The following is a 25,188-nucleotide window of genomic DNA, read 5'->3' as shown; positions in this document are numbered from 1 at the left end:
TTAAAGTTTGTAAAGTTACAAAGTTTAAGTTTTTAGATTAAACTTCTTCAACTGAAATTTCCTCATTAATGTAAATAAGCAATCTTTTAAAAACAATAAAATTAATTGCTGTTAAAGCATGTGAATATTTTAACAATTGTTGATGGTGTTTTTTTGAAGGAGTACCTGTTTTGTAATCTATAATAGTTACTTGGTTATTTTTAAATACTAGCCTGTCAGGAATTATGATTTGATTATCAATTGTTACTATCTCTCTTTCGTTATATATGGAAAGCTTGTCGGTGAAGAATTCTGATAATTGTGGATGATGAACAATTTTTTTTATGATGCTTTTTATTTCTCTGGTAGCATCTTTATGTATTAGTCCTTGGTTATTGTAACTATCAATTATAGGTTGAATATCTTTTTCAGAGTAAATTCCCGACATCATTTCATGAATAAGATTTCCGTATTCAATAGCTTTTTGTTGTTTTGTATTCCATAGTTTAGATGCACTGGCTAGCATATATATGTTATGATCTTGCCATGGTGACGATATGAATCTTTCTTGAGTTTTTGATGATGTTTTTTCTGTGAATTTCTTTTTACTAGCTCTTTCTTTATTTCCAAAAGTAAAAGTAGATTCATCATTACTCCAAACACCTTTTTTCTTAAGATAGTTTATAAAAAGACCAGAATAGTAGTTAGTATTTTCACCAGTTTTATTGATTCTTTTTTCTGTAATAATATGTAGCTGTTCTACTGATCTTGTTAATGCGACGTATAATAAGTTTAAATTATCAAGCTCTAATTCTTCTCTTTGTTGCTGGTAAACTTCTTCCCCTTTTTTGCTAATAAAGTTTAAATCTTTGTTAAATGGAATTAGCAGTTCTTTGAATCCATTAAAATTTTGAGGAAGTTCGTTTAACCATATTTTCGGGTTTATTTGGTTGTATATATCTAAATCACAAGGAAATATTACAATTGGGAATTCTAAACCTTTTGATTTGTGAATAGTCATTATTTGAACCGCGTTAGCGCTCTCAGGTGCAACAATGCTTAAGTTGTCTTTTTTTCGACTCCAGTAATCTAAGAAATTTTGAATATCTGTTCCTTTTCTTTGTTGCTCTAATACTACATCTAAAAAAAATTGAATGTAGGCATTTGAGGTATTAATTAAATTAAAGCCTCTTATAATTTCTTCTACTTTTTCATAAAATGGGAGTTGATTAAAATGTACGCTATTAAAATTTGTACAGTACTCTTTTAGTTTTTCAAAAAAGGAAAAAGGACTAAGTTTTATATGTTTGGCAATAAAACTGTGTTTGTTTTCTTTGATAGTTAAATGATGATATAAAAAATATAAAACCTCTAAGAAAGTCTCTTTGTCTGACGGGTGTTGTATTATTTGAAGTATGTCAATAATAAAGTTTACTTTGTTGTTGTTTTTAAGTAACAAGGTTTCAGAAGAAACTATTGGAATATTGTTTTCAGATAAATAGTTGGCAACTGCTATACCGTCACTTTTTTTACGAACAAGCACGCATATTTCATGTAATGAAAATTCAGTTTGGAGTTGTTTAATGGTTTCTAGTACTTTTTTGGGGTACTTTAAAATGTTTTCATCTTTGTCTTCTTGTTTTTCTAAGAAAGAAATTGTTATGTATCCACCTTCTTTTGAGTTCTCTAGTTGTTTGTTTCCCTCAATAAATATTTGCTTGTACTTTTCGTTTTGTAAAAAGTTAGCGATGTGTTGAAAAAAATGATTATTAAAAATGATTATTTCAGAATAGCTTCTATAATTAGTCTCTAAGGTTCTTATTGTTTTTTCTATTTGAAATGGGTTTTTTGAATTTTCACCCGCTGTTCCCAGGTTGATAAATTGTTCAGCTTTTCCTCCTCTCCATCTATATATAGCTTGTTTTCCATCTCCTACAAGAAGTAAGTTACTCTTTTCTTGAGCTAATGCATTGTCTATTAAAGGTATTAAGTTTTTCCATTGTAACACGGAGGTGTCTTGCATTTCATCAATGAAATAATGCATAAATCGTTGACCAATTCTTTCATAAATAAAAGGAGTTGGTTGGTCTTTTATATTATTTGATATTAGTTGGTTGAATTCGGCATTTAAACGAATATTGTTTTCTTCTTTTATAGAATTTAATTCCGTGTTTATATTATTTAAAACGGCTAATGGGATTATACTTTTTAGAGCTAATTCAGATATTATAAGCTCTCCATAAATAGTTTTACTTACATGATATAGGTTAATTAATTTCGGAAGTATGCTTTCAATAGAGTTAACAACTTCATTAGTTGCTGTTTTTGTATAAAAATTATTTTTTTCAATAGATTTTTCTATCGTTTCGCTTCGTTTTTTATAGTCAAACTTAGGGCCGAATTCACTTAAGTCTTTTAAGAAATTAGGAAAAGTAGCTCGTGTAAAATTTTTAGGTTCTAAGTTTTCGCTATCAATAATAGCCAATGCATCTTCTCCAGTTTTTCTTATTTTTAACAGTAATTCTTTTTTGCTTGTTGTTAAAGTATCTTTTAGCTTGTTAAAATCTTCAAGTGTTTTTGTTGATAATTCTTTGAAGTGTTTTGCATCGTCTTCATTTAGTAGGATTTTTGAAATTTCATTAAGTTCTCTGGAGATATCCCAAGACTTGTCATCATCTGTTTTGTCTAGAGAAAATTGAATAAGAAGTTTAGTGATATTTTTGTCAGTACCAATTTTAGAAATTAGCACATCTACAGCTTCGCTTAATAAAGAAATGGCGTCCATCTCTACTTCAAAGTTTAGTGATAGTCCTAAGTCAAAAGCAAAACTTTTAATTATTTTGTGAGTAAAACTATCAATTGTTGTGATTGAGAAAGCAGCATAGTTTTGTAAAATAGTGTCTATTATTTTTTTGCTTCGCTTTTCAATGGTGTTTTTATCAACGGAGGTTTCTTCTAAAATAGCTTTTAACAAATCGTTTTCTTCTCCTTCAGAAAAAACTTGTAGATTTTCTAACACACGTTCTTTCATTTCTCCAGCAGCTTTATTGGTAAAGGTTATAGCTAGTATTTTCTGGAAATGAAAAATATCTTCTGATTGCAAAAGTACTTTGAGATATTCTTTAACAAGAGTGAAAGTTTTTCCGCTTCCAGCTGATGCATTATATATATTAAAGCTTGAAGATGTATGCACGGAGTTTTTAATTTAATGCAAAATAGTTTTTTTATGGCAACTGACAAGTAAACAATTGGCAGAGTTATCAAAGATTTACTATCCTCTAAATAGAAAGAAATCGTTTTTCATTGATTCTATTTCAGTATCATCATTAGTAATAATATAATCAATTGCTTTTTCGGTAAATAGTTTTCCTTTTGGAGTAAGTGAAATAATTTCTTTTTTAATAGTTATCATGTTGTTTTTCTGAGCTAACTCAAGTATTAATTTTGATTTAAGTTTATGCCAATTAATATGCTCATTTAAATGATTTATATGCCTTTCTTTTTTGTCAGAATGGTTGTTAAGATGAAGAAGAAAAGTAAGAAGTTGAACTTCTTTTTGTTGTTGTTTATTTCTGTAAAGAACAGATATTAATCCCTTGTTTGGCGCGAATAGATAAACTACTAAAAACACAAATCCTAACATGGTTGTCATTGATCCTGAAATAGAAGCGTCTAGCCAATGAGCTACCCAATACCCTGATATGGCTGAGAAAATTCCAAATATTATGGAAAGAAACAGCATTCTTTTTAAATCGGTGGTAAGTAAATATGCAGTTGCAGCCGGGGCTATCATTAAAGCGACTACCAAAATAGCACCTACAGCATCAAATGCACCAACGGTAGTTATTGAGGCAATACTCATAAGTCCATAATGAATTGCAACCGGAGAGAAACCCAGGGCTGTTGCAAGTCCAGTATCAAAAGTGCTAATTTTTAATTCTTTAAAGAAGGTGATTACAAGAGTAGCTGTTATCAGTAAAATACTTCCAATTACCCATATTGATTTGGGGCCTAAGTCTGTACTGTTAATTGTAAGACGATCAAAAGGAGCAAAGGCTAGTTCTCCTAATAAAACAGCATCAACATCTAAATGAACGTCGTTTGCATTTTTAGCAATTAGAATTACACCAATACTAAATAGGGCAGGAAAAACGAGCCCGATTGCTGTGTCTTCTTTAACTAATTTGGTTCTTTGAATGTACTCAACTAAGACAACAGTTAAAATACCTGACAAAGCGCCCATTAAAATAAGTAAAGGAGAATTTAGATCATGTGTAATAAAAAAACCAATAACTAAACCGGGTAGTATAGAGTGGCTGATTGCATCACTAATCAATGCCATTTTCCGTAATACTAAAAATGTACCTGGAATTGCACAGGCTACAGCTACTATGCATGCTATTAATTGTATTTCTATTTGAGCACTACTCATTTTTTAAATTTTGATTGTATAGATTTCCTGCAAATTGAAAACCTTTTTCTGTCATAGACCACATCTTTCCGTTTATATTAATGTAATCTCTCTCTTCTAGTTTTTTTAATGTATTTCTAGTATAGCCCTGAAAATTATTTAAAATTTTTACAGCATGAGGGTGAGATTTATCTTCGTGAGTTTTAACAATATCAAACATGAAAGATAATGTTTTGTGTAATTTTAAGTCGCGACGATTCTTTAAAAGTCGAATTTGACGGAAAAGAAGCCCTCGTGAAGGTGAAAATATAAAAGAAAAAACAACAAAAATTGCTGCTACAAGAACTATTACTGGTCCAGTTGATAAATTAGATTGGCTAGCGCTAATTCCGGTTCCTATAACGCCAGAAAAAGCCCCAAAAATTGCAGCTAGAATAACCATTGTACTTAATTTGTTTGTCCATTGGCGTGCTGCTGCTGCAGGGGCTAGCAGCATAGCACTCATTAAAACCACCCCTACAGTTTGAAGTCCTAGAACAATAGCTAAGACTATAAAGGTTGTAATTAGTATATCTATAAATTTTATATTGAATCCTAGAGTTTTAGCATAATCAGCATCAAATAGTAAAATTTTGAACTCTTTCCAAAAAAGAAAAAGTATTATCAAACTAATACCAGTAGCAATAGCCATAAACCATACATCACTAATTAGTAATGTGGCTGCTTGTCCAAATAAAAATTTATCTAATCCTGATTGATTTGCATTTGGTTGTTTTTGAATGAATGTTAAAAGTAGCATACCAAAACCAAAAAAAACAGAGAGGATTAGTCCTAGTGCAGTATCCGTTTTTAAGTGGGTGTTTTTCACAATGCCACGAATCCAAAAAGCACCTATAAGTCCACTAGTTAGTGCGCCTAATAATAAGATATAAGTATCTTTGGTACCTGTAATTAAAAAAGCAACAGCAATACCGGGTAAAGAAGCGTGAGAAATCGCATCGCCTAGTAAACTTTGTTTTCTCAGTACAGCAAAACTCCCTAACATACCACATATTGCTCCAAGAATTGCAGTTCCAATTGTAATCGTACGAAGCGTATAGTCTGAAAAGATAAGTTTAAAGTATTCTTGTATATCCATTATTGTTGTACACTTACTTTATAGTTTATACCGTATGTTTTAGTTAAGTTGTTATCATTGAAAATTTCTTTTACTGGACCGGTTGCTATTTTCTTTACGTTTAAAAAAGTAACCCAATCAAAGTACTCTGGGACTGTTTGTAAATCATGATGAACTACAATTACAGTTTTTCTAGCTTTTCTTAATTCTTTTAAAATGTTAATAATTGCTATTTCAGTCGTAGCATCTACTCCTTGAAAAGGTTCGTCCATGAAGTATATTGAAGCATCTTGAGCTAGGGCACGAGCCAAAAAAACTCGTTGTTGTTGTCCTCCGGACAGTTGAGAAATTTGTCGGTTTTTAAAAGTTAACATTCCTACTTTTTCTAAAGCTTCTAAGGCCGTTTTCTTTTGATTTTTTCCAGGGCGTTTTATCCACCCTAGGCTTCCGTATGTTCCCATCATAACTACATCTAAAGCAGTTGTAGGAAAATCCCAGTCAACACTTCCTTTTTGAGGTACGTAGGCAACTAACTTTCGTTGTTTGTCATAAGGTTTTCCATAAATAGAAACACTGCCAGCGATAGGGGTTATAATTCCTAAAATTGACTTGATTAAAGTTGATTTACCTGCTCCATTAGGACCTACAATAGCCATGAGTACTCCTTCAGGGATAGCTAGATCAATATCCCACAGTACAGGTTTATAGTTGTAGGCTACGGTTAAATCATCAATAGTTACTGCGTATTTTGTGTTCATTTTATTTTAGAGCGTCAACAATAGTGTTAACATTATAAGTATACATTCCTGTATAAGTACCTTCAGTGGTTCCTTTATTTCCTAATGCATCGGAGTATAAGGTTCCTCCAATTAAAACTTGATGTCCTTGAGCGTTTACAGCCTCTTGAAGCGCCTCAATAGTTCGTTTTGGAACAGAGCTTTCTACAAAGATTGCTTTTATTTTATTATTAATGATAAATTTTGCTAGTCTTTGAACATCTTGAACTCCAGCTTCAGTAGCTGTTGATAAACCTTGTAAGCCAACGACATTGAATTTATGTTGCCTCCCAAAATAATTAAAAGCGTCGTGTGCAGTTACTAATACTCTTTTGTTTTCTGGTAATTCGCTTATTTTGGAACTTATTTTAGAACTTAGTTTTTTTAATTTTTTTAAATACTCTTGGGTATTTTGTTTGTACGTAAGTTGGTTCTTAGGGTCTAACTTGATTAATTTGTTACATATGTAAGAAGTTATTTTAGACCAATTGTTGATGTCGAACCAAATGTGAGGGTCATAATTTGAAGCAAAATTTTCAGATTCTATTAAGTTTTTTTTGTTGATCGTATCTGATGCAACTATGATTTTTTTATTTTGATGTTGCATTTTCTCAAAGACTTCTTCTAATTTTCCTTCTAAATGTAAACCGTTATAAATTACTATATCAGCATTAAATAACTTCGAAACATCCCCTTCGCTTGCTTTATATAGGTGAGGGTCAACACCTGAGCCCATAAGTCCATTGACATTTATCTGATTACCCCCTATGTTTTTTACTAAGTCAGTAATCATTGTGGTAGTGGTAACAATATTTAATTTGCCGGTTTCTTTTTTTACTTTTTTATTACAACTTATCATTGTTAGTATAATAAGTAGTATTGTAATTTTTCTCATTTTAATGTTTTTGAATGTATATGTTGTTGGCAACTTTATTAGAAATTGTAAAAATTTGACCATCTATTTTTATTTGTAACGACTCATCAAATGGTTCCTTTTCTATAATTTCTATTTCTCTTCCTAGTGCAATTCCTTGTTTATCTAAAAATTTTAAGAATTTAGATGAACTATCATCAACGCCAACACAAATTCCCGTTTCCCCTTTTTGTAGGGTTGCCAATAAACTCTTTTCAATGGTTTGTAAATTCCCGTCTTTATCAGGAATTGGATCGCCATGAGGATCCTTTTTGGATAGTCTAAAAGAGCGTCTAATTCGTTTATAAGTTTTGGCGATTTAATATGTTCTAATTGTTCAGCAACTTCATGAACTTCATCCCAAGAGAAATTTAATTTTTCAACCAGAAAAACCTCCCATAAACGATGTTTTCTTATGATATTGGCGGCAGTTTTCTTACCAAAGTCGGTAAGTGTAACACCTTGGTATTTTTTATAGATTACAACTTTTTTTTCAGAAAGTTTTTTTATCATGTCGGTTACTGAAGAAGCTTTTGTTTCGAGCTTTTTGGCAATAGCGTTAGTGCTAATCCCTTTTGTAGAAATGCTATCTAGATGATAAATTGCTTTGATGTAATTTTCTTCGGTTTGACTAAACATAAAACTATTGTATTCAGGAGCAAATATACAAACTTTGTTTTATGTAAACATATTTTTAGATTAATCTAAAAATATGTTTTACTTTTGCAAAAAAAATGCAGCAAATGAATAACACTATTGCAACTTAGTTGCAATAGTGTTATGTTTGCAAAAACATTACTTAATAATGAGAAAAAAAATAATTCTTTCAGTATTTTTATTTTTACAAATAATCTATTCTATTTCAAGTCAGACAGTATCAGGAAAAATAACATTCGAAAATGAGCCCGTTCCATTTGCTTTTGTATATGTAAAAGGAGGAGTTAATGGAGTAACAGCTAATGAAAAAGGGTATTATGAGTTAAGTCTTCCAACGGGTAAAGTCACTATTCAAGTGAGCTCGCAAGGATTCAGGAAAGTATCTAAAGAAATAATAATTAAAGATAATGAAAAATTAAATTTAAACTTTGAATTATTTGAAGATGTTTTAGGTTTAGACGAGGTAGTTATTAGTGCTACAAGAAATAGGGTAGAACGTAAAGAAACTCCTGTTGTTGTTTCAACTATAAAACCTCGTTTGCTAACTGCAACTCAGTCTGCTTCAATGGCTGATGGCTTAAATTATGCACCTGGTGTTCGAGTTGAAACTAATTGCCAAAACTGTGGGTTTACACAGGTTCGTTTAAATGGATTAGATGGCGGTTACACACAGGTTTTATTAAATAGTAGACCTGTTTTTACATCACTTATAGGTGTATATGGTTTAGAGCAAATTCCAACAAATATTATAGAACGAATTGAAGTTGTTAGAAGCGGAGGTTCTGCTTTATACGGTTCTAGTGCTATTGCAGGAACAGTAAACGTCATTACTAAAGATCCGGTTTTAAATACCTGGGAAATTGGTTCTAACTTTGCTTTTATTGATGGTAAAGCACTCGATAGAACATTAACATTTAATACTTCTGTAGTTGCTGACGATTTAAATAGTGGTATTTCATTATTTGGAATGAATAGAAATCGTAAAAGCCTTGATGTAAACGGTGATGGTTTTACGGAGCTAGTAAAGTTAAAAAATACAACTGTTGGTGCTAAAGCCTTTGTGAAACCGACTGAAAAAAGTAGAATTTCTGTGAATTTGAATTCTATTAAAGAATACAGACGTGGTGGAAATAAGTTAAATCTTGCCCCTCAATTTACTGATATTACTGAAGAATTAGATCACGATACTTTTATAGGAGGTATAGATTATGAAGTGTATAACAAAGATAATTCTGGTAAATTTCAAATTTACACTTCTATGTCTAATACCGATAGGGGTAGTTATTATGGTGGTCTTGGTGGTGGAAGAACTAAACAAGACAGTATTTTAGCAAACAATGCTTTTGGAACTACCAAAGATTTAGCATGGGTTAACGGTTTACAATTTACAAAATCACTTAAAAGCAAAGATGTTTTAACTGTAGGTGCAGAATACAATTTTACCTCTACCAAAGATGAAATAGTAGGTTACAATCGTTTGGTAGATCAATCTGTAAAATCGTTTGGTCTTTATGGGCAATATGAGTGGAAAGCATCGGAAAAATTTACAGCTTTGATTGGTGCTCGTTTAGATAATGTAAACATAGATGGAAATTATACCATTGGTACAATCGCTAGAAATATTGATGTGAGTCAAACAGTTTTCTCACCAAGGTTAACCATTTCTTATGAATTTACTGATGACCTAAAGTTTCGAGGAGGTTATGCAAGAGGTTTTAGAGCTCCACAGGCCTTTAATGAAGATGTCCATATCTCTAGTGTAGGAGGAGAGCCTCAGTTTGTTATTCTTTCTGATAATTTAAAAACTGAATTTTCCAATGCTTATACAGGTTCTTTAAATTTTTCTAAAAACATTAATCTATTACAACTTGATTTTTTGTTAGAAGGTTTTTATACAACATTAAAAAATCCTTTTACATTGGTAAGTACTGGTTCTACATTATCAAATGGTTCTATAGTAGAAGAAGTAAGAAATGGTTCAGGAGCTAAAGTTTATGGAGTTAATTTTGAATTTGGAATTTCTCCAAATCCTAAGTGGCAATTTCAGTTGGGAGGAACCTTACAAGCATCTAAATATGACGATCCTCAGGTTTTATTTGAAGCTGATGGAATTTCAGGAGAATCTGACATCATCGTTAATGAGTTTGTAAGAAATCCAAATTTTTACGGATACTTAAACACTGCATGGATTCCAAGTGAAAAGCTTAATATCGACCTTACAGGAACATATACTGGAAGGATGACGGTTCCTAGGGTGGTTAGTGACACAGGATTCTTACAATTAAACGAAGTAAAAGATTTCTTTGATTTGAATTTAAAGATAGAATCTCATATTGATTTCAATGATAATTTTATGACTACCCTTTCTGCGGGTGTTAAGAACATGTTTAATGCTTATCAGGATGATTTTGATACTGGAGCAACAAGAGATTCTGATTATATTTACGGCCGAGTGCGCCAAGAACATTTTTTATTGGTATAAAATTTGGTAAATTCCACTAAATGAAACTTTTTATAAAAAACATATTATTTCTTTTTTTCTTTGGATGTTTTGTCTTTACAGTTGTCGCTCAGCAAAAGCAAAATATTAATTGGATTTCTTTTGAACAGTTAGATGATTCTTTGGCAGTAAAACCTAAAAAAGTATTTATTTCATTTTATACAAATTGGTGTACTTACTGTAAAAAAATGAATAAAGTTGCTTTTAAAAACCAAGAGGTAGTTACTCTTTTAAATTCAGAATATTATGCCGTTAAAATGGATGCTGAATCCGAAAAAAACATAACGTTTGAAAGTGAAGAATATATTAATGAAGAAATAGGAAAGAATAGAAAGCCAATACATCAAATTCCATTATTACTGGCATCTAGAAAAAATAGGACTTTTTCATTACCAGCAATAGTAATTTTAAATAAAACATTTAAAATTACACAACGACATTTTGAATATTTATCTCCCAAGAAAATATTGAAAATATTAAAAAATTAAAGACACCTTAGGTTCGGCATAGAATAAGTATTCTAAAATACCTAAAGTCCTATACAAAATAAGAAAATTGTAAAAAAAGAAAGCTTTAAAAATGAGCTTTCTTTTTTAGTAATACAAAATTAATACATCCATAACATTATACTATAGTGTTAACATTAAATAAACATTCTAATAATACAACAATAATTTATAGGTAACATTAGCTTTACAAAACTGCTCCACTTTTGCAGGATAAATAAACAGAATTTAAAGTTAGAATGAAAAAATTATTGTTTGTAGCTTTTTTAAGCTTATGTAATTTAGCCTTTTCACAAAGTAAAGGAACTGTATCAGGAACCGTTACAGATAAAGAAATGAACGGTGAGCCTTTACCTTTTGCTAGTGTTTATATTAAAGGTACATCAATAGGGGGGACAACAGATATTGATGGGAAGTATTCTATTAGTGTACCAGCAGGAAGTAGAATTCTTGTTTTTAGTTTTGTAGGTTATGAAACTGTAGAAAAAACAATCATAGTAAAATCTGATCAAACTATTGTAGTTAACCAAGAACTTGGTCCAAATGAAGGAGTTGCTTTAGATAATGTAACTATAAACGCAACAGTTAGTAAGGAAAAAGAAAGTGCTTTACTTTTAAAACAAAAGAAAGCTACAGTAATTAAAGAGAGTATCGGCGCATTAGAATTGGCTAAAAGAGGAGTTTCAGATGCAGCAACCGCAACTACCAAAATATCTGGAGTCACTCAAAGTGAGGGAACAGGAAATATATACATTCGTGGTTTAGGTGATAGGTATTTATCTACTACAATGAACGGCTTACCAGTTCCTTCTGATGATATAGCTAATAAAAATATTGATTTAGGGTTATTTTCAACCAATGTAATTAGCAATGTTGAGATTAGTAAAACCTACAATACTTCAAATTATACAGATCAAGCTTCTGGTAACGTAAATGTTATTACCAAAGAATTTTCTAAAAACGGATTTTCATTAAGTTTAAGTGGAGGAGCAAATACAAATGCTTTAGATGTTGATAATTTCAGAAGAACTGTCATTAGTGATGATGTTACTTTTGGATTTCACAAAAAGAAATACGCTTTATTAAATCAATTAACGTTACAAGGTTGGGATACTAAAGAAGCTAGCACACCTATTAACTATAGTTTCTCTTTTTCTGGAGCTAAGAAGTTTGAGCTTTTTGGAAAGAAATGGAAAGTTTTAGCTTCTGCTTCTCACAATAAATCAAATGAATACAGAAGTGGTTTATTTAGAAGTTTTAGAGCAAATGTTTTAAATACATCTTTTTCTGAAAATGAAGGTGATGTAGAAAACTTTATGGCAAGAACTAACACTTCAGGATATATTAGAGTAGCTGTAAAATTAAATGATAATAATAAATTAAAGTATAATACTCTTTTTGTAAATACAGGGTTAGATAATTTATACGAGCAAGGTAGAAATGGTAGAGGGTACGTTTTTGATCAAGATCCACAAGAGAATGGTGCTTTTGTACGAGACCAAAACTTTAAACAAACTACCATGTTTGTTAATCAATTAATGGGGGAACATAAGTGGAATGAAAATAATACGCTAAACTGGGCAACTGGTTATAATTTTGTGTTAGCTGAAGAGCCAAACAGAATTAGAAATGAAGTAAATATTTTAGATATTGATAATAGTTCTTTAATTGAGTTTGCAAGTGTTGGAGATTATCAACAAAGAAAAACAAGCCAGAAAATTGAAGATAAAGAGTATAATGCTTTTGTAGAAAACAAATGGGCTTTAGGTTTTGCAAATGAAGATGAAGTAAAGCCATACAAGTTAAACTATGGTTTGAACTTTCGTAAAAAAGAAAGAAGCTTTAGGTCTTTATTTAAAGGTTTTAGAGCAAGAGGTGTGAGGGCTCCTTCAATAGATGAGTTATCATTAATACTTCAGTTAGGAGAAAGTGCTGGATTAATTTTGAGAGAGCAATTACCAGATGCTTATAAAGGTGAGTTTTTAGCTTTAGGAGCGTACACAAATTTTGATTTTAAATTTGATAATAAATTATCAGGAAATATTGGATTACGATTTGAAAGAGATGAAATTGATGTAGTGTGGAATGTAGGGAACTATATTAGTCCTGATGGAGTTAATAGATTTGGTAGTGCTAATAAAGTATATTCTAGTTTGTTTCCAAGTGTAAATTTAAAATATGAGTTAAACGAAAATAGCTTTATTCGTTTTGCTTCTAGTGTCACACAAACTTTACCAGAGTTCAAAGAGTTAGCTCCTTTTGGGTATGTGTCTCCTTCAGGTCGTGTTGTTTTAGGAAATGAGAATCTTGAAAAATCTGATGTCTATAACCTAGATTTAAAATGGGAATTATTTCCATCTAGGTCTGAGTTAATTTCAGCTACTGCTTTCCATAAACAAATTAAAAATCCAATAAACTTAGTAATGACTAGAGGTTCTTCAGGATACTTCAGTTATTTTAATACAGGTGAAAAAGCAGATGTTTATGGTGTTGAATTAGAAGGTAAAATGAATATCGTTAACAATGAAGATGATAAAAGTATATTAAGTGCAACGGGGAACATTACTAAAATGTGGTTTAATCAAGATTTGTTACCAAATTTCCAGTATAAGGACAAGGTAAAATCGAACCTTCAAGGGGCTTCTGATTTAATTTTGAATGCATCTTTAAGTTATAATAATAGAAAAGAAAATGAATTCATTGCTACATTAACAGGAAATTATTCATCAGATAAAATTTTCGCCTTAGGTGTTCCTGAAGATTTTGCTGAAAGAGCTACTATATATAATGATGAGATTATAGAAAAAGGATTCATTACACTTGATTTAGTATTAAGTAAAAAGTTAACAAAAAACTTAGTTGTTAAATTAGTAGGTAGAAACTTATTAGACCCTAAAATTGAGCAAAATCAGTTAGTTAGAAACTTAAATACAGGTGTTGAAACAAACGAAACAGTAAGCCTTTATAAAAAAGGTAGAAATGTTTCATTTAGTTTAAGTTATAAATTTTAGTCAGTTAACTTAAAATTAAAGTTGGTTGATTTTCATAACGAATAATTAATATTCTGTTAAATAAAACAAAAGATAAGGTTGATTTCTTTGTACGGAGAAAAACAAAACTTACAAATACAAACAAAATGAAAAAATCTTTAGTTAAAATTTTAAGTATATCAGCATTGTCAATTGCTGCTTTAACTTTCACAAGCTGTGGAAGTGATGATCCAGACGTAATTCCACCTCAGGTATCTGATGTTGTGGCTAAGTTAAAAGCTGGTGAAATGAATGGTACGTTAAAAGAGAGTTATACTTTAACTGGTAATTCATACAGTTTAACAGGGTCTTTTATCATTGCTGAAGGAGCGTCATTAACTATTCCTGCTGGAACAAGTATTATAGCAGATAAAAAAGGTACAGATGTTTATCTAGCTGTTTTAAAAGGAGGTAAAATAAATATTAATGGAACAAACTCAAACCCAGTTGTTATGACTTCAACAGATGGTAACCCAGGAGATTGGGGAGGGTTAACAATTTGTGGTAAAGCAACTACTACAGCAGGTGTTGATGTAACTGCTGAAGTTGGAGGTTTTAAATATGGAGGAACAACTGATAATGATAATTCAGGAGTAATTAAAAACCTAGTAATCAAAGGAACCGGTGCTCAAATTAATTTAGATTCTCAGTATAATGGAGTTTCTTTATATGCAGTTGGTTCTGGTACAGTTATAGAAAATATAGCAGTTTTTAATGGAGCTGATGATGGTGTTGAGTTTTTTGGAGGAACTGTTTCTGCTAAGAATATTTATCTTGAAGATTTAGAAGATGATGCAATTGACTGGACTGAAGGTTGGAATGGTACTGTTGAAAATTCTTATATTTTAAACACGAAAAAAGGTTTTTCTACTGTTGTTGAGGCAGATAAAGATAATAAGAATCCTAAGTTAATAAATTTAACAGCTATGTCTATTGTTGGAGGTACTGCATTACAGTTTAAGAAAACTTCTGGAGCTACTATCACTAACTTATTTCTTGATGGTTATACTAAACAAATAGATATGAAAGATAACGGACCATTAGCAAATGTTATTATTGATGGTTCAGCTGCAACTACTTCAGCAAACTATAATACTGGAACTAAAGTTGATATTTCAGGATGGAATTTCATTACTGGTGAAGCTACAAGTGTTACTCCATTACAAGGTGAAGTTACCGGTACTGTAACATTAACTTCAGATAAAACATATAATTTAAAAGGATCTTACATCGTAAAAGATGGAGCTACTTTAAATATTGAAGCTGGAACTAAAATCATTGTTGATCCTAAAGGGACTGATGTTTATATAGCTGTTTTAAAAGGTGGAAAAATAAACATTAATGGTACTGCTGCTAAGCCAGTGGTAATGTCTTCAGCTGCTGAAAATCCTGGTGATTGGGGAGGGTTAACTATTTGTGGTAAGGCAACTACTACTGCTGGAACTGATGTAACAGCTGAAGTTGGAGGTTTTAAATATGGAGGTACTACTGATGATGATAATTCAGGAGTAATTAAACATTTAGTAATTAAAGGTACTGGTGCTCAAATTAACTTAGATTCTCAGTATAATGGAATTTCTTTATATGCTGTAGGTTCTGGAACTACAATTGAAAATGTTTCAGTAATTAACGGAGCTGATGATGGAATTGAGTTTTTTGGGGGTACTGTTTCTGTGAAGAATATTTATTTAGAAAACAATGAAGATGACTCTATAGATTGGACTGAGGGATGGAATGGAAAAGTAACAAACACTTACATTTCTCATACTAAATCAGGATTTTCAACAGCTTTTGAAGGAGACAAACTTAATAACAATCCTAATTTTGAAAACGTAACAGCTATTTCATCTGTAGGAGGTACAGCTTTACAATTTAAAAAGCAATCAGGTGCTACGATAACTAATCTATATTTAGAAGGTTACAGTAAAGAGATTGACATGAAAGATGGAGGAGATTTATCTAATGTTAAAATTGATGGTAAAGATGCTTCAACTTCAGAGAAGTATAATAAAGGAGCTAAAGTAGATGTTTCTGGATGGTCTTGGAAAAAAGCAGGATTATAGTAATAACTCACTTTTAAAATAAAAAAACCGAGCAATTTGCTTGGTTTTTTTATTTTATCTAAAGCTCCAGTTCTTGTAATTTGTAGAAGCCTCTAACTTGGTTTCTATAGAATTTGGAAGGTTAGGAAAGAAATCAATACCAGTAATTTTTTCTATTTCATCAATTGAAACAACAAAACTATATAAAGGTTTATTACTTTTTTGATGAGGTAGCAAGAAAGCAATTGCCTTAATTTCTGGCTTTGTATAATCTAGCAATATTTTGTAAAAGTGTTTAGGAACACTAACTTTATTCTTGCCAATGGTTTTTAAATTAGGTTTTAAAATACCACCAGTAACTATGTATAAATGATTGTATTTTTTAGCCCAATAACGTGTTTTTTGTTCTAGCTTATTCCATATTCCTGCGTTAAAATCGTGTTTTTGAGGAGAAATATTTGAGGTGTAAAAAGTTTCATCATGTGCTTTTTTTGAGGAACGTTTGTCTCCAGCAGGACATAAATGCCCTTTGTCATAGCCAGAGTTTCTGTAACTTCTCCAGTCGGCAGATTTTGTGCTTACTTTCGGGTCTCTTATAAAAAACGGACGTTTGTGTTTGGTAGAAACAATATCACTCTTATTTAATGAATATGCTACCCATTCCGCTTGTTCGTGTTTTTCACTATATGATAATTGGTAGCCCTCATGTTTAATAATAGTTCCTGTTGTTGATGTTGGTAAATAGTTGAAAGATTTTGAGGTTTTATGAACTAACTCCTTGCCTTTATTAGAATTACTTTCTTTTTTTTCAGTCCATTGTGTCCATAATCCGATAGAAAGAATAATTATCGTAGCGATCAACTTTATTTTCCGAGAATTACTCATTATTGTTTTAGTAAAATTTCTTGAAAATCGGTCGTTTTTTCCACATCATTAAAAATTTCTTGGAATTTAATTGGCGGAGTTGATAATTTTCGCTTTGCTAAATCTAACCAAGCACCATATACAGTAATAATTGCAGACAATTTACCACGACCATTAAAAACTTCATGCTGAATTTTCCATCGTTCTCCTTTATTAGACAATCCGGTAACTTTTAAATTTACAGAAATGTCCTCTCCCATATGTATTTCTTTTAAAAATTTGGTGTTTTCTTCAAATAAAATAGGGCCTATTTTTTCTTTAGTAAAATCTTGTATAGTAATATTATGTTCTTTAAAAAAGCGAAGTCTAACCTCAGCAGCATAATCATTATAAGCAGTATGACGCATGTGTATATTGGCATCAAAATCAGCCCATCTTGTAGTGAAATTTACTGTAAAACTCATATTAAATATTGTAAATTGGAAATTTGTTCAAAACGAATTATTTTCAGCAAAGGTACTTATTAGATAAATTAAATGCTTAAAAGCTTTGCGAATTCGTTACAATACAACTTCAAATAAAAAATACGTTTATTTTTTTTGGCTTTTAGCGATGTAAATACTTGTTTTGATAAGATTCCATAGGTATTTAAGTTTTTACGTCTAAAGCGTCTCGAAGTGTATTACCAACCAACATAAAAGCCATAACTAAGCTCATAATAGCTAATCCAGGAATGATTGCTAAGTAGGGTTTACCTAAAATTATATAATTATAATGATTTTTAATCATTGCTCCCCAAGAAGGAGTTGGTGGTTGTGCTCCGATGCCTAAAAAACTTAGTCCACTTTCAATTAAAATAGCGGCAGCAAAATTTGCAGCAGAAATTACAATTATTGGAGCTAAAATATTAGGTAGAATATGTTTAAAAATAATTCTAAAATCAGAAAACCCTAGAGCTTTTGCAGCTTCTACATATTGCTGTTGTTTAGTGGTGATGACTTGTCCCCTAACTACACGTGCAACTTCTACCCACATGGTCAGTCCTACAGCTATAAAAACTTGCCAAAAACCTTTGCCTAGAGCTAATGTTATTGCAATAACGAGTAGTAAAGTTGGAATTGACCATGTAATGTTAATAAACCACATGATTAAAGTATCAATTTTTCCTCCAAAATAACCAGCAACAGCTCCTATAGGTATCCCAATTATCAGAGAAATAAAAACGGCAATAAAGCCTATGAAAAATGAAATTCTAGCACCAATTAGTAACCTACTTAATAAATCTCTACCATATTTATCTGTTCCAAACCAAAATGTTTTCTGACGGATGTATTTTTCGGGTTGATTTTCAAAAAGAGATATAGGGTATTGTTTAATTAAACCATCAGAGTAGTTTGCTACCTCGAGTTCTTGGTTCTTAACTTTGATGTATTTTATAGGGGTTTCATTGTCGTTATTAATTTTTCCGTTCATAAAAATAGAAAACCAAGATTGTTTTTGTTCTTTAGACGAAGATGTAGGAATGGTGAGCATTTTAACAGAAAAACCCGGAGGTTTAGAATGAATTTCTAAATGCATATTGTTTGCTGCGTAGCTATTATCTGGAGCAAGTATGTAACAAAAAATGGCTATCAGACCACACAAAATAATATAACAAAAACTAAAAACTCCAGTTTTTTTTTGTTTGAATTTTTGAAGAGCAACTTGCCAAAGAGAATTTGAATCCTTCATTAGTCAAAATTATTGATTAGAAACCTCTTCACCAACTTTTAAGGAGACGTTTTTTAAATAAAAAAAGAGCAATCAAAATAACTTGATTGCTCTCTCATATATAAATTGTTAACAGGTTAAACAATTTCTACAAATAAACCTTCTGTAGTCTTTTCAACTTTTGCTAATTTGTTTTTTGTTAAACCTTTTATGGTTTTATCCCATTTTTTATTTGATAAACCTGATTGAGTTTTTAGTTCGTTTAAATCTATTTTCTCAGTTTTTTCAATAATTGCTAAAACAGCTTTTTCTTCATCATTGAGTTCTATAGAAGGTGCTTTCTTTTCTGGTCTCATTTGCGGAAAGAATAACACTTCTTGTATAGATTGATTGTTTGTTAAGAACATAATTAATCGATCCATTCCTATACCCAATCCAGAGGTAGGAGGCATACCGTATTCTAAAGCACGTAAAAAGTCTTCATCAATAAATTCAGTAGCTTCATCATCTCCTTTTTGAGCTAGTTTTAATTGATGTTCAAAGCGTTCACGTTGATCTATAGGGTCATTTAGTTCTGAGTATGCATTAGCAATTTCTTTTCCACATACCATTAATTCAAAACGCTCTGTTAATTCAGAATTTTCTCTATGTTCTTTACAAAGTGGAGACATTTCTTTTGGGTAGTCAGTAATGAATGTTGGTTGTATGTAATTTCCTTCACATTTTTCACCGAAAATTTCATCAATTAACTTTCCTTTCCCCATGGTGTCATTAACTTCAATTCCCATTTCCTTGGCGGCATCTCTTATTTCATTTTCAGTTTTGTTGGTGATATCAAAACCGGTAAAATGCTTGATAGAGTCAGCCATAGTAACACGGGCATATGGAGCTTTAAAATCAACTTTATGTTCGCCAAAAGTAGCTTCAGTCGTTCCATTTACAGCGATAGCACAGTGTTCTAAAAGTCTTTCAGTAAAGTCCATCATCCAGTTGTAATCTTTATAGGCTACATAGATTTCCATTGCTGTAAACTCAGGATTGTGAGTTCTATCCATTCCTTCATTACGGAAGTTTTTTGAAAATTCATATACACCATCAAAACCACCAACGATTAAACGTTTTAAATAAAGTTCATTGGCAATACGCATGTATAGAGGAACATCTAATGCATTATGATGAGTAATAAAAGGTCTTGCGGCGGCACCTCCAGGAATCGGTTGTAAAACAGGAGTTTCAACTTCAAAATAACCGGCCTTATTAAAGAAGCTTCGCATTGCAGTAAACAACTTTGTACGTTTAACGAAAACTTCTTTTACATGTGGGTTAACTACCAAATCAGCATAACGCTGACGGTAACGCAATTCAGGATCAGTGAAGGCATCATATACCACTCCATCCTTTTCTTTTGGAATAGGTAAGGGTTTTAATGACTTACTTAATAATTTAAAACTTTTAACTTTAACAGTTATTTCGCCTACTTTTGTTTTAAACAGCTCTCCTTCAATTCCAACAAAATCACCTAAATCTAATAATTTTTTAAAAACAGTATTATATAAAGTTTTATCTTCACCAGGACAAATTTCATCTCTATTAAAATATACTTGAACTCTACCTTCAGCATCTTGTAATTGAGCAAAAGAAGCCTTTCCTTGCACATTTATAGCCATCAGCCTACCAGCAACAATCACCTGTTTTTCTTCAGAAAAATCAGCTTTAATCTGTTTGGAATTGTGATTTACTGGAAATAAATCAGCTGGATAAGGATTGATACCTAATTCACGTAATCTGCCTAACTTTTCTCTACGTACAACTTCTTGTTCTGATAATTGCATTACTTTATTTTTAAGTGTTTCTTATATTTAAAAGGACAAAGATACAATCAATTACAAAATAAACCAATGTAAGACAAACTGAGTTTTGTCAAAAAAAATATTTTTTTTCTTGTATAGTAAAATAAAGGTTGTATATTTGCAGGCTGTCTTTTTTAGGGCAGCGTTTAGTTGTGTTGTTAAGGTGCTTAAATGCACCATGGTTTTGTTACCAATGGAAAGCTTCCCTGAGATGGGTTGCTTTTTTTTTGGTTTTATTTAGCTCCAAAAATCACCTTTGTATTCCCAGAATTTTATAATGAATAGTACAAAATAAATTACTGCAACCGAAAATTTAATAGTTACTGAAGCTAAAAAGCCCAGAAATGCCCCAAAAGAAGCTTTTAGTGCTCTGTTAACATCCTTATTATCATATAATAATTCACCAATTAATGCTCCAGCAAAAGCGCCTATTAGTATTCCAAAAGGAATAGGAGATAATAGACCTATAATTAATCCAATAGTAGTGCCATAAATCCCATATTTTGTTCCTCCAAATCTTTTAGTTCCCATTGCAGGTATAAAGTAATCTAAAATAAATATTGTTAATGCTATTACGAATGTAATGGTTAGAAACGTTTTGTTCATAGGTACTGCATTGGTTAGATGAAGTACTAATAATCCTGCCCATCCTGTAATTGGACCAGGAAGAATTGGTAAAAAAGAACCAACTATCCCTAAAAAAACAAATAACAAGCCAAGAAGTAATAAAAAAGTGTCCATAGTAAATTTCTAAATTTTGAGTAAAACCTTCAGGTTTTATAGTATTATGACGATGAAAAGAATATTTTGTTACATTTTTATAACTAAAAAATTAGTTTAAACTAATTTTTTAGTTATATTTGAAGCGCAAAAAAGTTAGTGTTAGTGTTTTTTAACTTTTTGTATGAGACATTCGTTTGGTCAAATAGCAGTGGTTCCATATTGTTAGTAGAAGGATGCTGTATATAAACGTTAGTTTAAAAGTTGCTAAGTGCGAGGATAAGATGCAGGCCCTCTCTTTTGGGAAAAATTTTAGAGCTTATAAATAAGGCTTAAGAAAAGGAGGTTTAGATGTCAATATAAAACGCTAAAAAAGAAGGAATAAAAATTGTTGTTGAAGTATGAAAAGACAATTTAAAATTAAAAACATCGAGTTTAAATTGAGTGCACTTAATAAGTGCTAAACGAATTATTTATGAGTAAACAGTTAACAAAAGCAGAAGAGCAGATAATGCAAGTGTTATGGCAATTAAATGAAGCTTCAGTAAAAGAAGTAATAGCAGAGTTACCAGAACCAAAACCTGCGTATAATACAGTGTCAACAATAATTAGAATTTTAGAAACTAAAGAATTTGTTGGGCATAAGTCAAAAGGAAGAGGATATGTGTATTTTCCAATAATTGAAAAATCATCTTATAGTAATCAAAGTTTACATAAGTTAATGAACGGATATTTTGGAGGTTCATTTAAAAGTATGGTGTCTTTTTTTATGAAGGAAAATAAAATGGATATAACAGAACTTGAAAATATTCTGAAAGAAGTAGATAAGAATAAAAATAGTTAGAAGTAAGATAGGTCTTGTTTTGGTTTTCAATAAAATTTCTTTTCATAAGAATGCATCTATAAAGAAGTATGCATTTGAATATGTGATTTAATTGATGAAACATTCAGAAGGATAAAAAGTTAATTAAAGAGTTTGCGAAGGAAAGGAAGTTAAAGTATTAATCAAAAAGAGTGATGATTTTGCTAAATGTGGAAAAATATCATTACCAAATTTTAAAAAACAAGTATTCATGATAAATTATATAATTCAAGTAGTTTTATTTCAGGTATTGTTTGTTGGGGTGTATGATTTCTTTTTAAGTAAAGAAACTTTCTTTACTAAAAATAGAGTATATCTAATTAGTACAGCATTAGTATCATTTGTACTTCCATTAGTAAAGCTACCCTCATTTCAAAAGGCCATACCATTAGAGTATACAATTTTGTTGCCAGAGGTTGTTTTGTCTCCTCAACAAGTAATTGAAAAATCAGCATGGTACCAATCTATTAACTATTTAAATGTTTTTTTTATGATTGGATGTTTACTTTTTTGTATTGTATTTGTTTACAAACTAACTAGAGTTATTCGTTTAATTGTAAAAAATGAAAGAATAAGGAAAGAGGGGTATAGCTTGATTATGTTACCTAAAAATTCTAAAGCATTTTCATTTTTCAATTATATTTTTTTAGGAAAAGAAATTTCTACTGATAAGCAAGAAAAAATTATTCAACATGAATTAGTGCATAGTAAACAAAAACATACGGTTGATTTGTTGCTTTTTGAGTTTTTGAGGGTAATTATGTGGTTTAATCCAATGGTATATGTGTATCAACACAGAATTTCATTGGTACATGAATATATATCAGATGCTGTTGTAAGCAAATCGGTAGAAAAAGAAAACTATATAAATAATTTACTTTCTGATATTTTTCAAGTAGAGAGTATTTCATTTATTAATCAATTTTATAAACATTCATTAATCAAAAAACGAATTATTATGATGACGAAAAAGCAATCAAAAAAAATTATGCAATTAAAGTATTTATTACTAATACCAATTCTAGGAAGTATGATACTATATACCTCATGTAGTGGCAATAAATTAGAAGAGTTGGAGGCAAAGAAACAACTACAAAAAATTTATTTTGGAGGAAAGAAAAAATTTCAAGAAACGAACACAGAAACGTATTTAGATTTTCTTATATCGTTTAATGAAGAACCTCTTGGAAAGGAAATAAGTTTAAAAGAATTAGATGAAAACGAAAAAGAAGAGTTTCTTAAATTTCAAGAAAGATTTTTAGAAAAAAAGAAAGATAAGGATGTATTTTATTGTAAGCTCTATGATTTTAATGGTAGAAAGGTAATAGGGATGCATAGAAAAGGAAAGATGGTTAATGAAAAAGGGGGGGGAAGAGACAATGTTCCTTTTAGCATTATTGATGAAGCTCCAACCTTCCCAGGGTGTCCTGAAGGTGATAAAGATTGTTTTAATAAAAGTATGCAAAAATTTATAGCTCGAAACTTTGACACGAACTTGGCTAGTAATTTAGCTTTAGAACCTGGAAAGAAAAAAATATACGCGGTGTTTAAAATAGATGAAAATGGAAATATAACCGGTTTACAAGTAAGAGCTCCACATCCTAAATTAAAACAACATACTATGGAGGTTATAAGAAAGTTACCTAAAATGATACCTGGTAAGCATGAAAATAAGCCTGTTAAAGTAGGGTATACCTTACCAATAGTTTTTTCTATCAAATAATTTAAGACAACTACAGTTTTAGTTTCTGTACCATCGTTTGCGTATTGAATTTTTGCATTACAAGTAATAGGTGGAAAATACTTTCTAGTTCTCAAAAAAGAAAATCAGATAGTAGCGATTTTAAAGAATTAACTATTCTGTTGTTCAATTAATAATAGTAAAACACGTTAAAGTAGTTCTGAATGTTGAAGAAACATCAGAAATTATAAGCTTTTCCTAAATTTAATTTATTGGGTTCAACCAAAATAAAACTATGAGATTAAATATAATGAAAAAGAAAATAGTACTTATTATTTTTATTATTGGAATTATAAAAGTCGAAGCGCAAACTTCGGCTTTTAAATCCATAGATGAATTAATTAATAGAGGAAGATATAATAAGGCGTTAATATCATTAAAGAATATGCCAGAAACGTTTTTGTCTAATAGGAAAATTGCGTCTATTTATGAGGTAATTGATAATGTAAAATTGGCAATTATGTATTATGAAAAGGCATTGATTATAAAAGATGATTATACAACTAGAGTTAAGTTGGGAAAGTTGTATAAGAAAACAAAATACTTTCCTAAAGCTATAACTGTATTCAAAGATATTGTTAACAAAGATCCAGATAATTTATTAATAAGTTATCAGTTGGGTAAACTGTATCTGCTAATTAAAAAACCGAAAAAAGCAATCACTATTTTTAAAAAGCTTATTGAAAGAGATAGTGCAAATGCAAATTATTATTATTACAAAGGATTAGCATATAAGTTACTTAAAAAGAGAAATCTTAAAATAAATAGTTTTTTAGAAGCTTACAAGAAAGATAAAGCTCATATAAAAGCTATAGAGTTTTTAGCACATTCTTATACTGCTTTAAGATATCGAGATTCAGCTAAGATATTTATTGATAAAGGTTTGGAAATCAATCCAAGCCATATCAAATTAAATAAATTAAAAATTAATAGTCTTTATAGAAGAAAAAAGTATGCTGAGGCAATTCAGATACTGAAAAAGATAGATACATTAAAACGAAATGAACTATACACTCAAAATATGTTAGGGCGTAGTTTTTATAATTTAAAAAAATACCAAAAAGCTGAAGAGTACTTTACTAAAGCTAAGCAAATAGATCATCTTGATTATAGAATTTACGGATATTTAGGAGATGTTTCTTTTGATCAAAAAAAGTATAAAGAAGCAAGTTTAAGATATATGTATGCTACCTTTATAGGTAAAGAATTACGAGATGTTGAGTATTATAAACTGGCTAGAACTTATGAGGAATTAAATAATCCAAAGTTAGCAATAAAAGCCTATGGTAATGCCTTAAAAGAAAACTATAGAAATTATAAAGCATTGTATCAATTGGCTACAGTTTCTGAAAGTTATTATAAAAATAAAAAAATAGCTTATAAGCATTACAAAGGTTATATGAATCGATTTGAAATGAAAGATTCTGTTCTTTCTGATCATGTTAAAAGAAGATTGATAGAAATAAAAAAATTTTATTTTAAAAAAGGAGAAGTGTTAGACTAATAGTTTT

At 30.5% G+C, this 25,188-nt stretch carries 17 protein-coding genes and 1 pseudogene; 7 read left to right on the top strand and 11 right to left on the bottom strand.

What is annotated here, in order from left to right; translation table 11 throughout:
* Window positions 1–37: 37 nt before the first annotated feature.
* The 6 genes and pseudogenes from ACMFBB_RS09905 to ACMFBB_RS09880 form a co-directional block, all read right to left on the bottom strand.
* Window positions 38–3,172, bottom strand: coding sequence for a UvrD-helicase domain-containing protein (locus ACMFBB_RS09905; RefSeq protein ID WP_435264220.1), 3,135 nt, complete (start codon window positions 3,170–3,172; stop codon window positions 38–40).
* A 78-nt stretch (window positions 3,173–3,250) separates the two neighbouring features.
* Window positions 3,251–4,411 carry a metal ABC transporter permease gene (locus ACMFBB_RS09900; RefSeq protein WP_435264219.1) on the bottom strand — a complete coding sequence of 387 codons (1,161 nt, stop codon included), beginning with the start codon at window positions 4,409–4,411 and terminating at the stop codon, window positions 3,251–3,253.
* Entirely contained in the window at window positions 4,404–5,528 is a 1,125-nt protein-coding gene (locus ACMFBB_RS09895; RefSeq protein WP_435264218.1) for a metal ABC transporter permease, read from the bottom strand. The genes ACMFBB_RS09900 and ACMFBB_RS09895 overlap by 8 nt, the downstream gene beginning before the upstream one ends.
* Complete coding sequence (locus ACMFBB_RS09890; protein WP_435264217.1) at window positions 5,528–6,265, bottom strand: metal ABC transporter ATP-binding protein; 738 nt, start codon at window positions 6,263–6,265, stop codon at window positions 5,528–5,530. The genes ACMFBB_RS09895 and ACMFBB_RS09890 overlap by 1 nt, the downstream gene beginning before the upstream one ends.
* Before the next feature lies 1 nt (window position 6,266).
* Window positions 6,267–7,178, bottom strand: a complete 912-nt coding sequence (locus tag ACMFBB_RS09885) for a metal ABC transporter solute-binding protein, Zn/Mn family (protein WP_435264216.1) — start codon at window positions 7,176–7,178, stop codon at window positions 6,267–6,269.
* 1 nt (window position 7,179) lies between these two features.
* Window positions 7,180–7,835: pseudogene (locus tag ACMFBB_RS09880) on the bottom strand (metal-dependent transcriptional regulator).
* A gap of 166 nt (window positions 7,836–8,001) precedes the next feature.
* On the opposite strand from ACMFBB_RS09880, the gene ACMFBB_RS09875 reads away from it, so the two are divergent.
* The 4 genes from ACMFBB_RS09875 (at window position 8,002) to ACMFBB_RS09860 (ending at window position 15,951) form a co-directional block, all read left to right on the top strand.
* On the top strand, window positions 8,002–10,335 hold the full coding sequence (locus tag ACMFBB_RS09875) for a TonB-dependent receptor (protein WP_435264215.1): 2,334 nt from the start codon (window positions 8,002–8,004) through the stop codon (window positions 10,333–10,335).
* Window positions 10,336–10,355: 20 nt separating this feature from the next.
* Window positions 10,356–10,841: a thioredoxin family protein gene (locus ACMFBB_RS09870; protein ID WP_435264214.1), complete on the top strand. Its 486-nt coding sequence runs from the start codon at window positions 10,356–10,358 to the stop codon at window positions 10,839–10,841.
* A 257-nt stretch (window positions 10,842–11,098) separates the two neighbouring features.
* A complete protein-coding gene (locus ACMFBB_RS09865; protein WP_435264213.1) occupies window positions 11,099–13,870 on the top strand; it encodes a carboxypeptidase-like regulatory domain-containing protein in 2,772 nt (923 codons plus the stop codon).
* 125 nt (window positions 13,871–13,995) lie between these two features.
* A complete protein-coding gene (locus ACMFBB_RS09860) occupies window positions 13,996–15,951 on the top strand; it encodes a hypothetical protein (protein WP_435264212.1) in 1,956 nt (651 codons plus the stop codon).
* Window positions 15,952–16,005: 54 nt separating this feature from the next.
* On the opposite strand, the gene ACMFBB_RS09855 is transcribed toward ACMFBB_RS09860, so the two are convergent.
* From ACMFBB_RS09855 to ACMFBB_RS09835, 5 genes are all read right to left on the bottom strand, one after another.
* Window positions 16,006–16,815, bottom strand: coding sequence for a DNA/RNA non-specific endonuclease (locus ACMFBB_RS09855; RefSeq protein ID WP_435264211.1), 810 nt, complete (start codon window positions 16,813–16,815; stop codon window positions 16,006–16,008).
* Entirely contained in the window at window positions 16,815–17,258 is a 444-nt protein-coding gene (locus ACMFBB_RS09850; protein ID WP_435264210.1) for an acyl-CoA thioesterase, read from the bottom strand. Before ACMFBB_RS09850 ends, ACMFBB_RS09855 begins: the two co-directional genes overlap by 1 nt.
* A 184-nt stretch (window positions 17,259–17,442) precedes the next feature.
* Complete coding sequence (locus ACMFBB_RS09845; protein WP_435264209.1) at window positions 17,443–18,525, bottom strand: ABC transporter permease; 1,083 nt, start codon at window positions 18,523–18,525, stop codon at window positions 17,443–17,445.
* Window positions 18,526–18,641: 116 nt separating this feature from the next.
* The gene (gene lysS, locus ACMFBB_RS09840) at window positions 18,642–20,336 is read right to left on the bottom strand and encodes a lysine--tRNA ligase (RefSeq protein ID WP_435264208.1); all 1,695 of its coding nucleotides are present in this window, start codon (window positions 20,334–20,336) and stop codon (window positions 18,642–18,644) included.
* 255 nt (window positions 20,337–20,591) lie between these two features.
* Window positions 20,592–21,095 carry a DUF456 domain-containing protein gene (locus tag ACMFBB_RS09835; RefSeq protein ID WP_435264207.1) on the bottom strand — a complete coding sequence of 168 codons (504 nt, stop codon included), beginning with the start codon at window positions 21,093–21,095 and terminating at the stop codon, window positions 20,592–20,594.
* 454 nt (window positions 21,096–21,549) lie between these two features.
* On the opposite strand from ACMFBB_RS09835, the gene ACMFBB_RS09830 reads away from it, so the two are divergent.
* The 3 genes from ACMFBB_RS09830 (at window position 21,550) to ACMFBB_RS09820 (ending at window position 25,181) form a co-directional block, all read left to right on the top strand.
* The gene (locus ACMFBB_RS09830) at window positions 21,550–21,918 is read left to right on the top strand and encodes a BlaI/MecI/CopY family transcriptional regulator (RefSeq protein WP_435264206.1); all 369 of its coding nucleotides are present in this window, start codon (window positions 21,550–21,552) and stop codon (window positions 21,916–21,918) included.
* 229 nt (window positions 21,919–22,147) lie between these two features.
* The gene (locus tag ACMFBB_RS09825) at window positions 22,148–23,659 is read left to right on the top strand and encodes a M56 family metallopeptidase (protein WP_435264205.1); all 1,512 of its coding nucleotides are present in this window, start codon (window positions 22,148–22,150) and stop codon (window positions 23,657–23,659) included.
* A 253-nt stretch (window positions 23,660–23,912) separates the two neighbouring features.
* Window positions 23,913–25,181 carry a tetratricopeptide repeat protein gene (locus ACMFBB_RS09820; protein ID WP_435264204.1) on the top strand — a complete coding sequence of 423 codons (1,269 nt, stop codon included), beginning with the start codon at window positions 23,913–23,915 and terminating at the stop codon, window positions 25,179–25,181.
* The last annotated feature ends 7 nt before the right edge of the window (window positions 25,182–25,188 follow it).

It is taken from the genome of Tenacibaculum sp. nBUS_03 (genome assembly GCF_051201695.1).
GTDB lineage: Bacteria > Bacteroidota > Bacteroidia > Flavobacteriales > Flavobacteriaceae > Polaribacter.
This window is presented reverse-complemented; position numbering and strand designations above follow the sequence as displayed.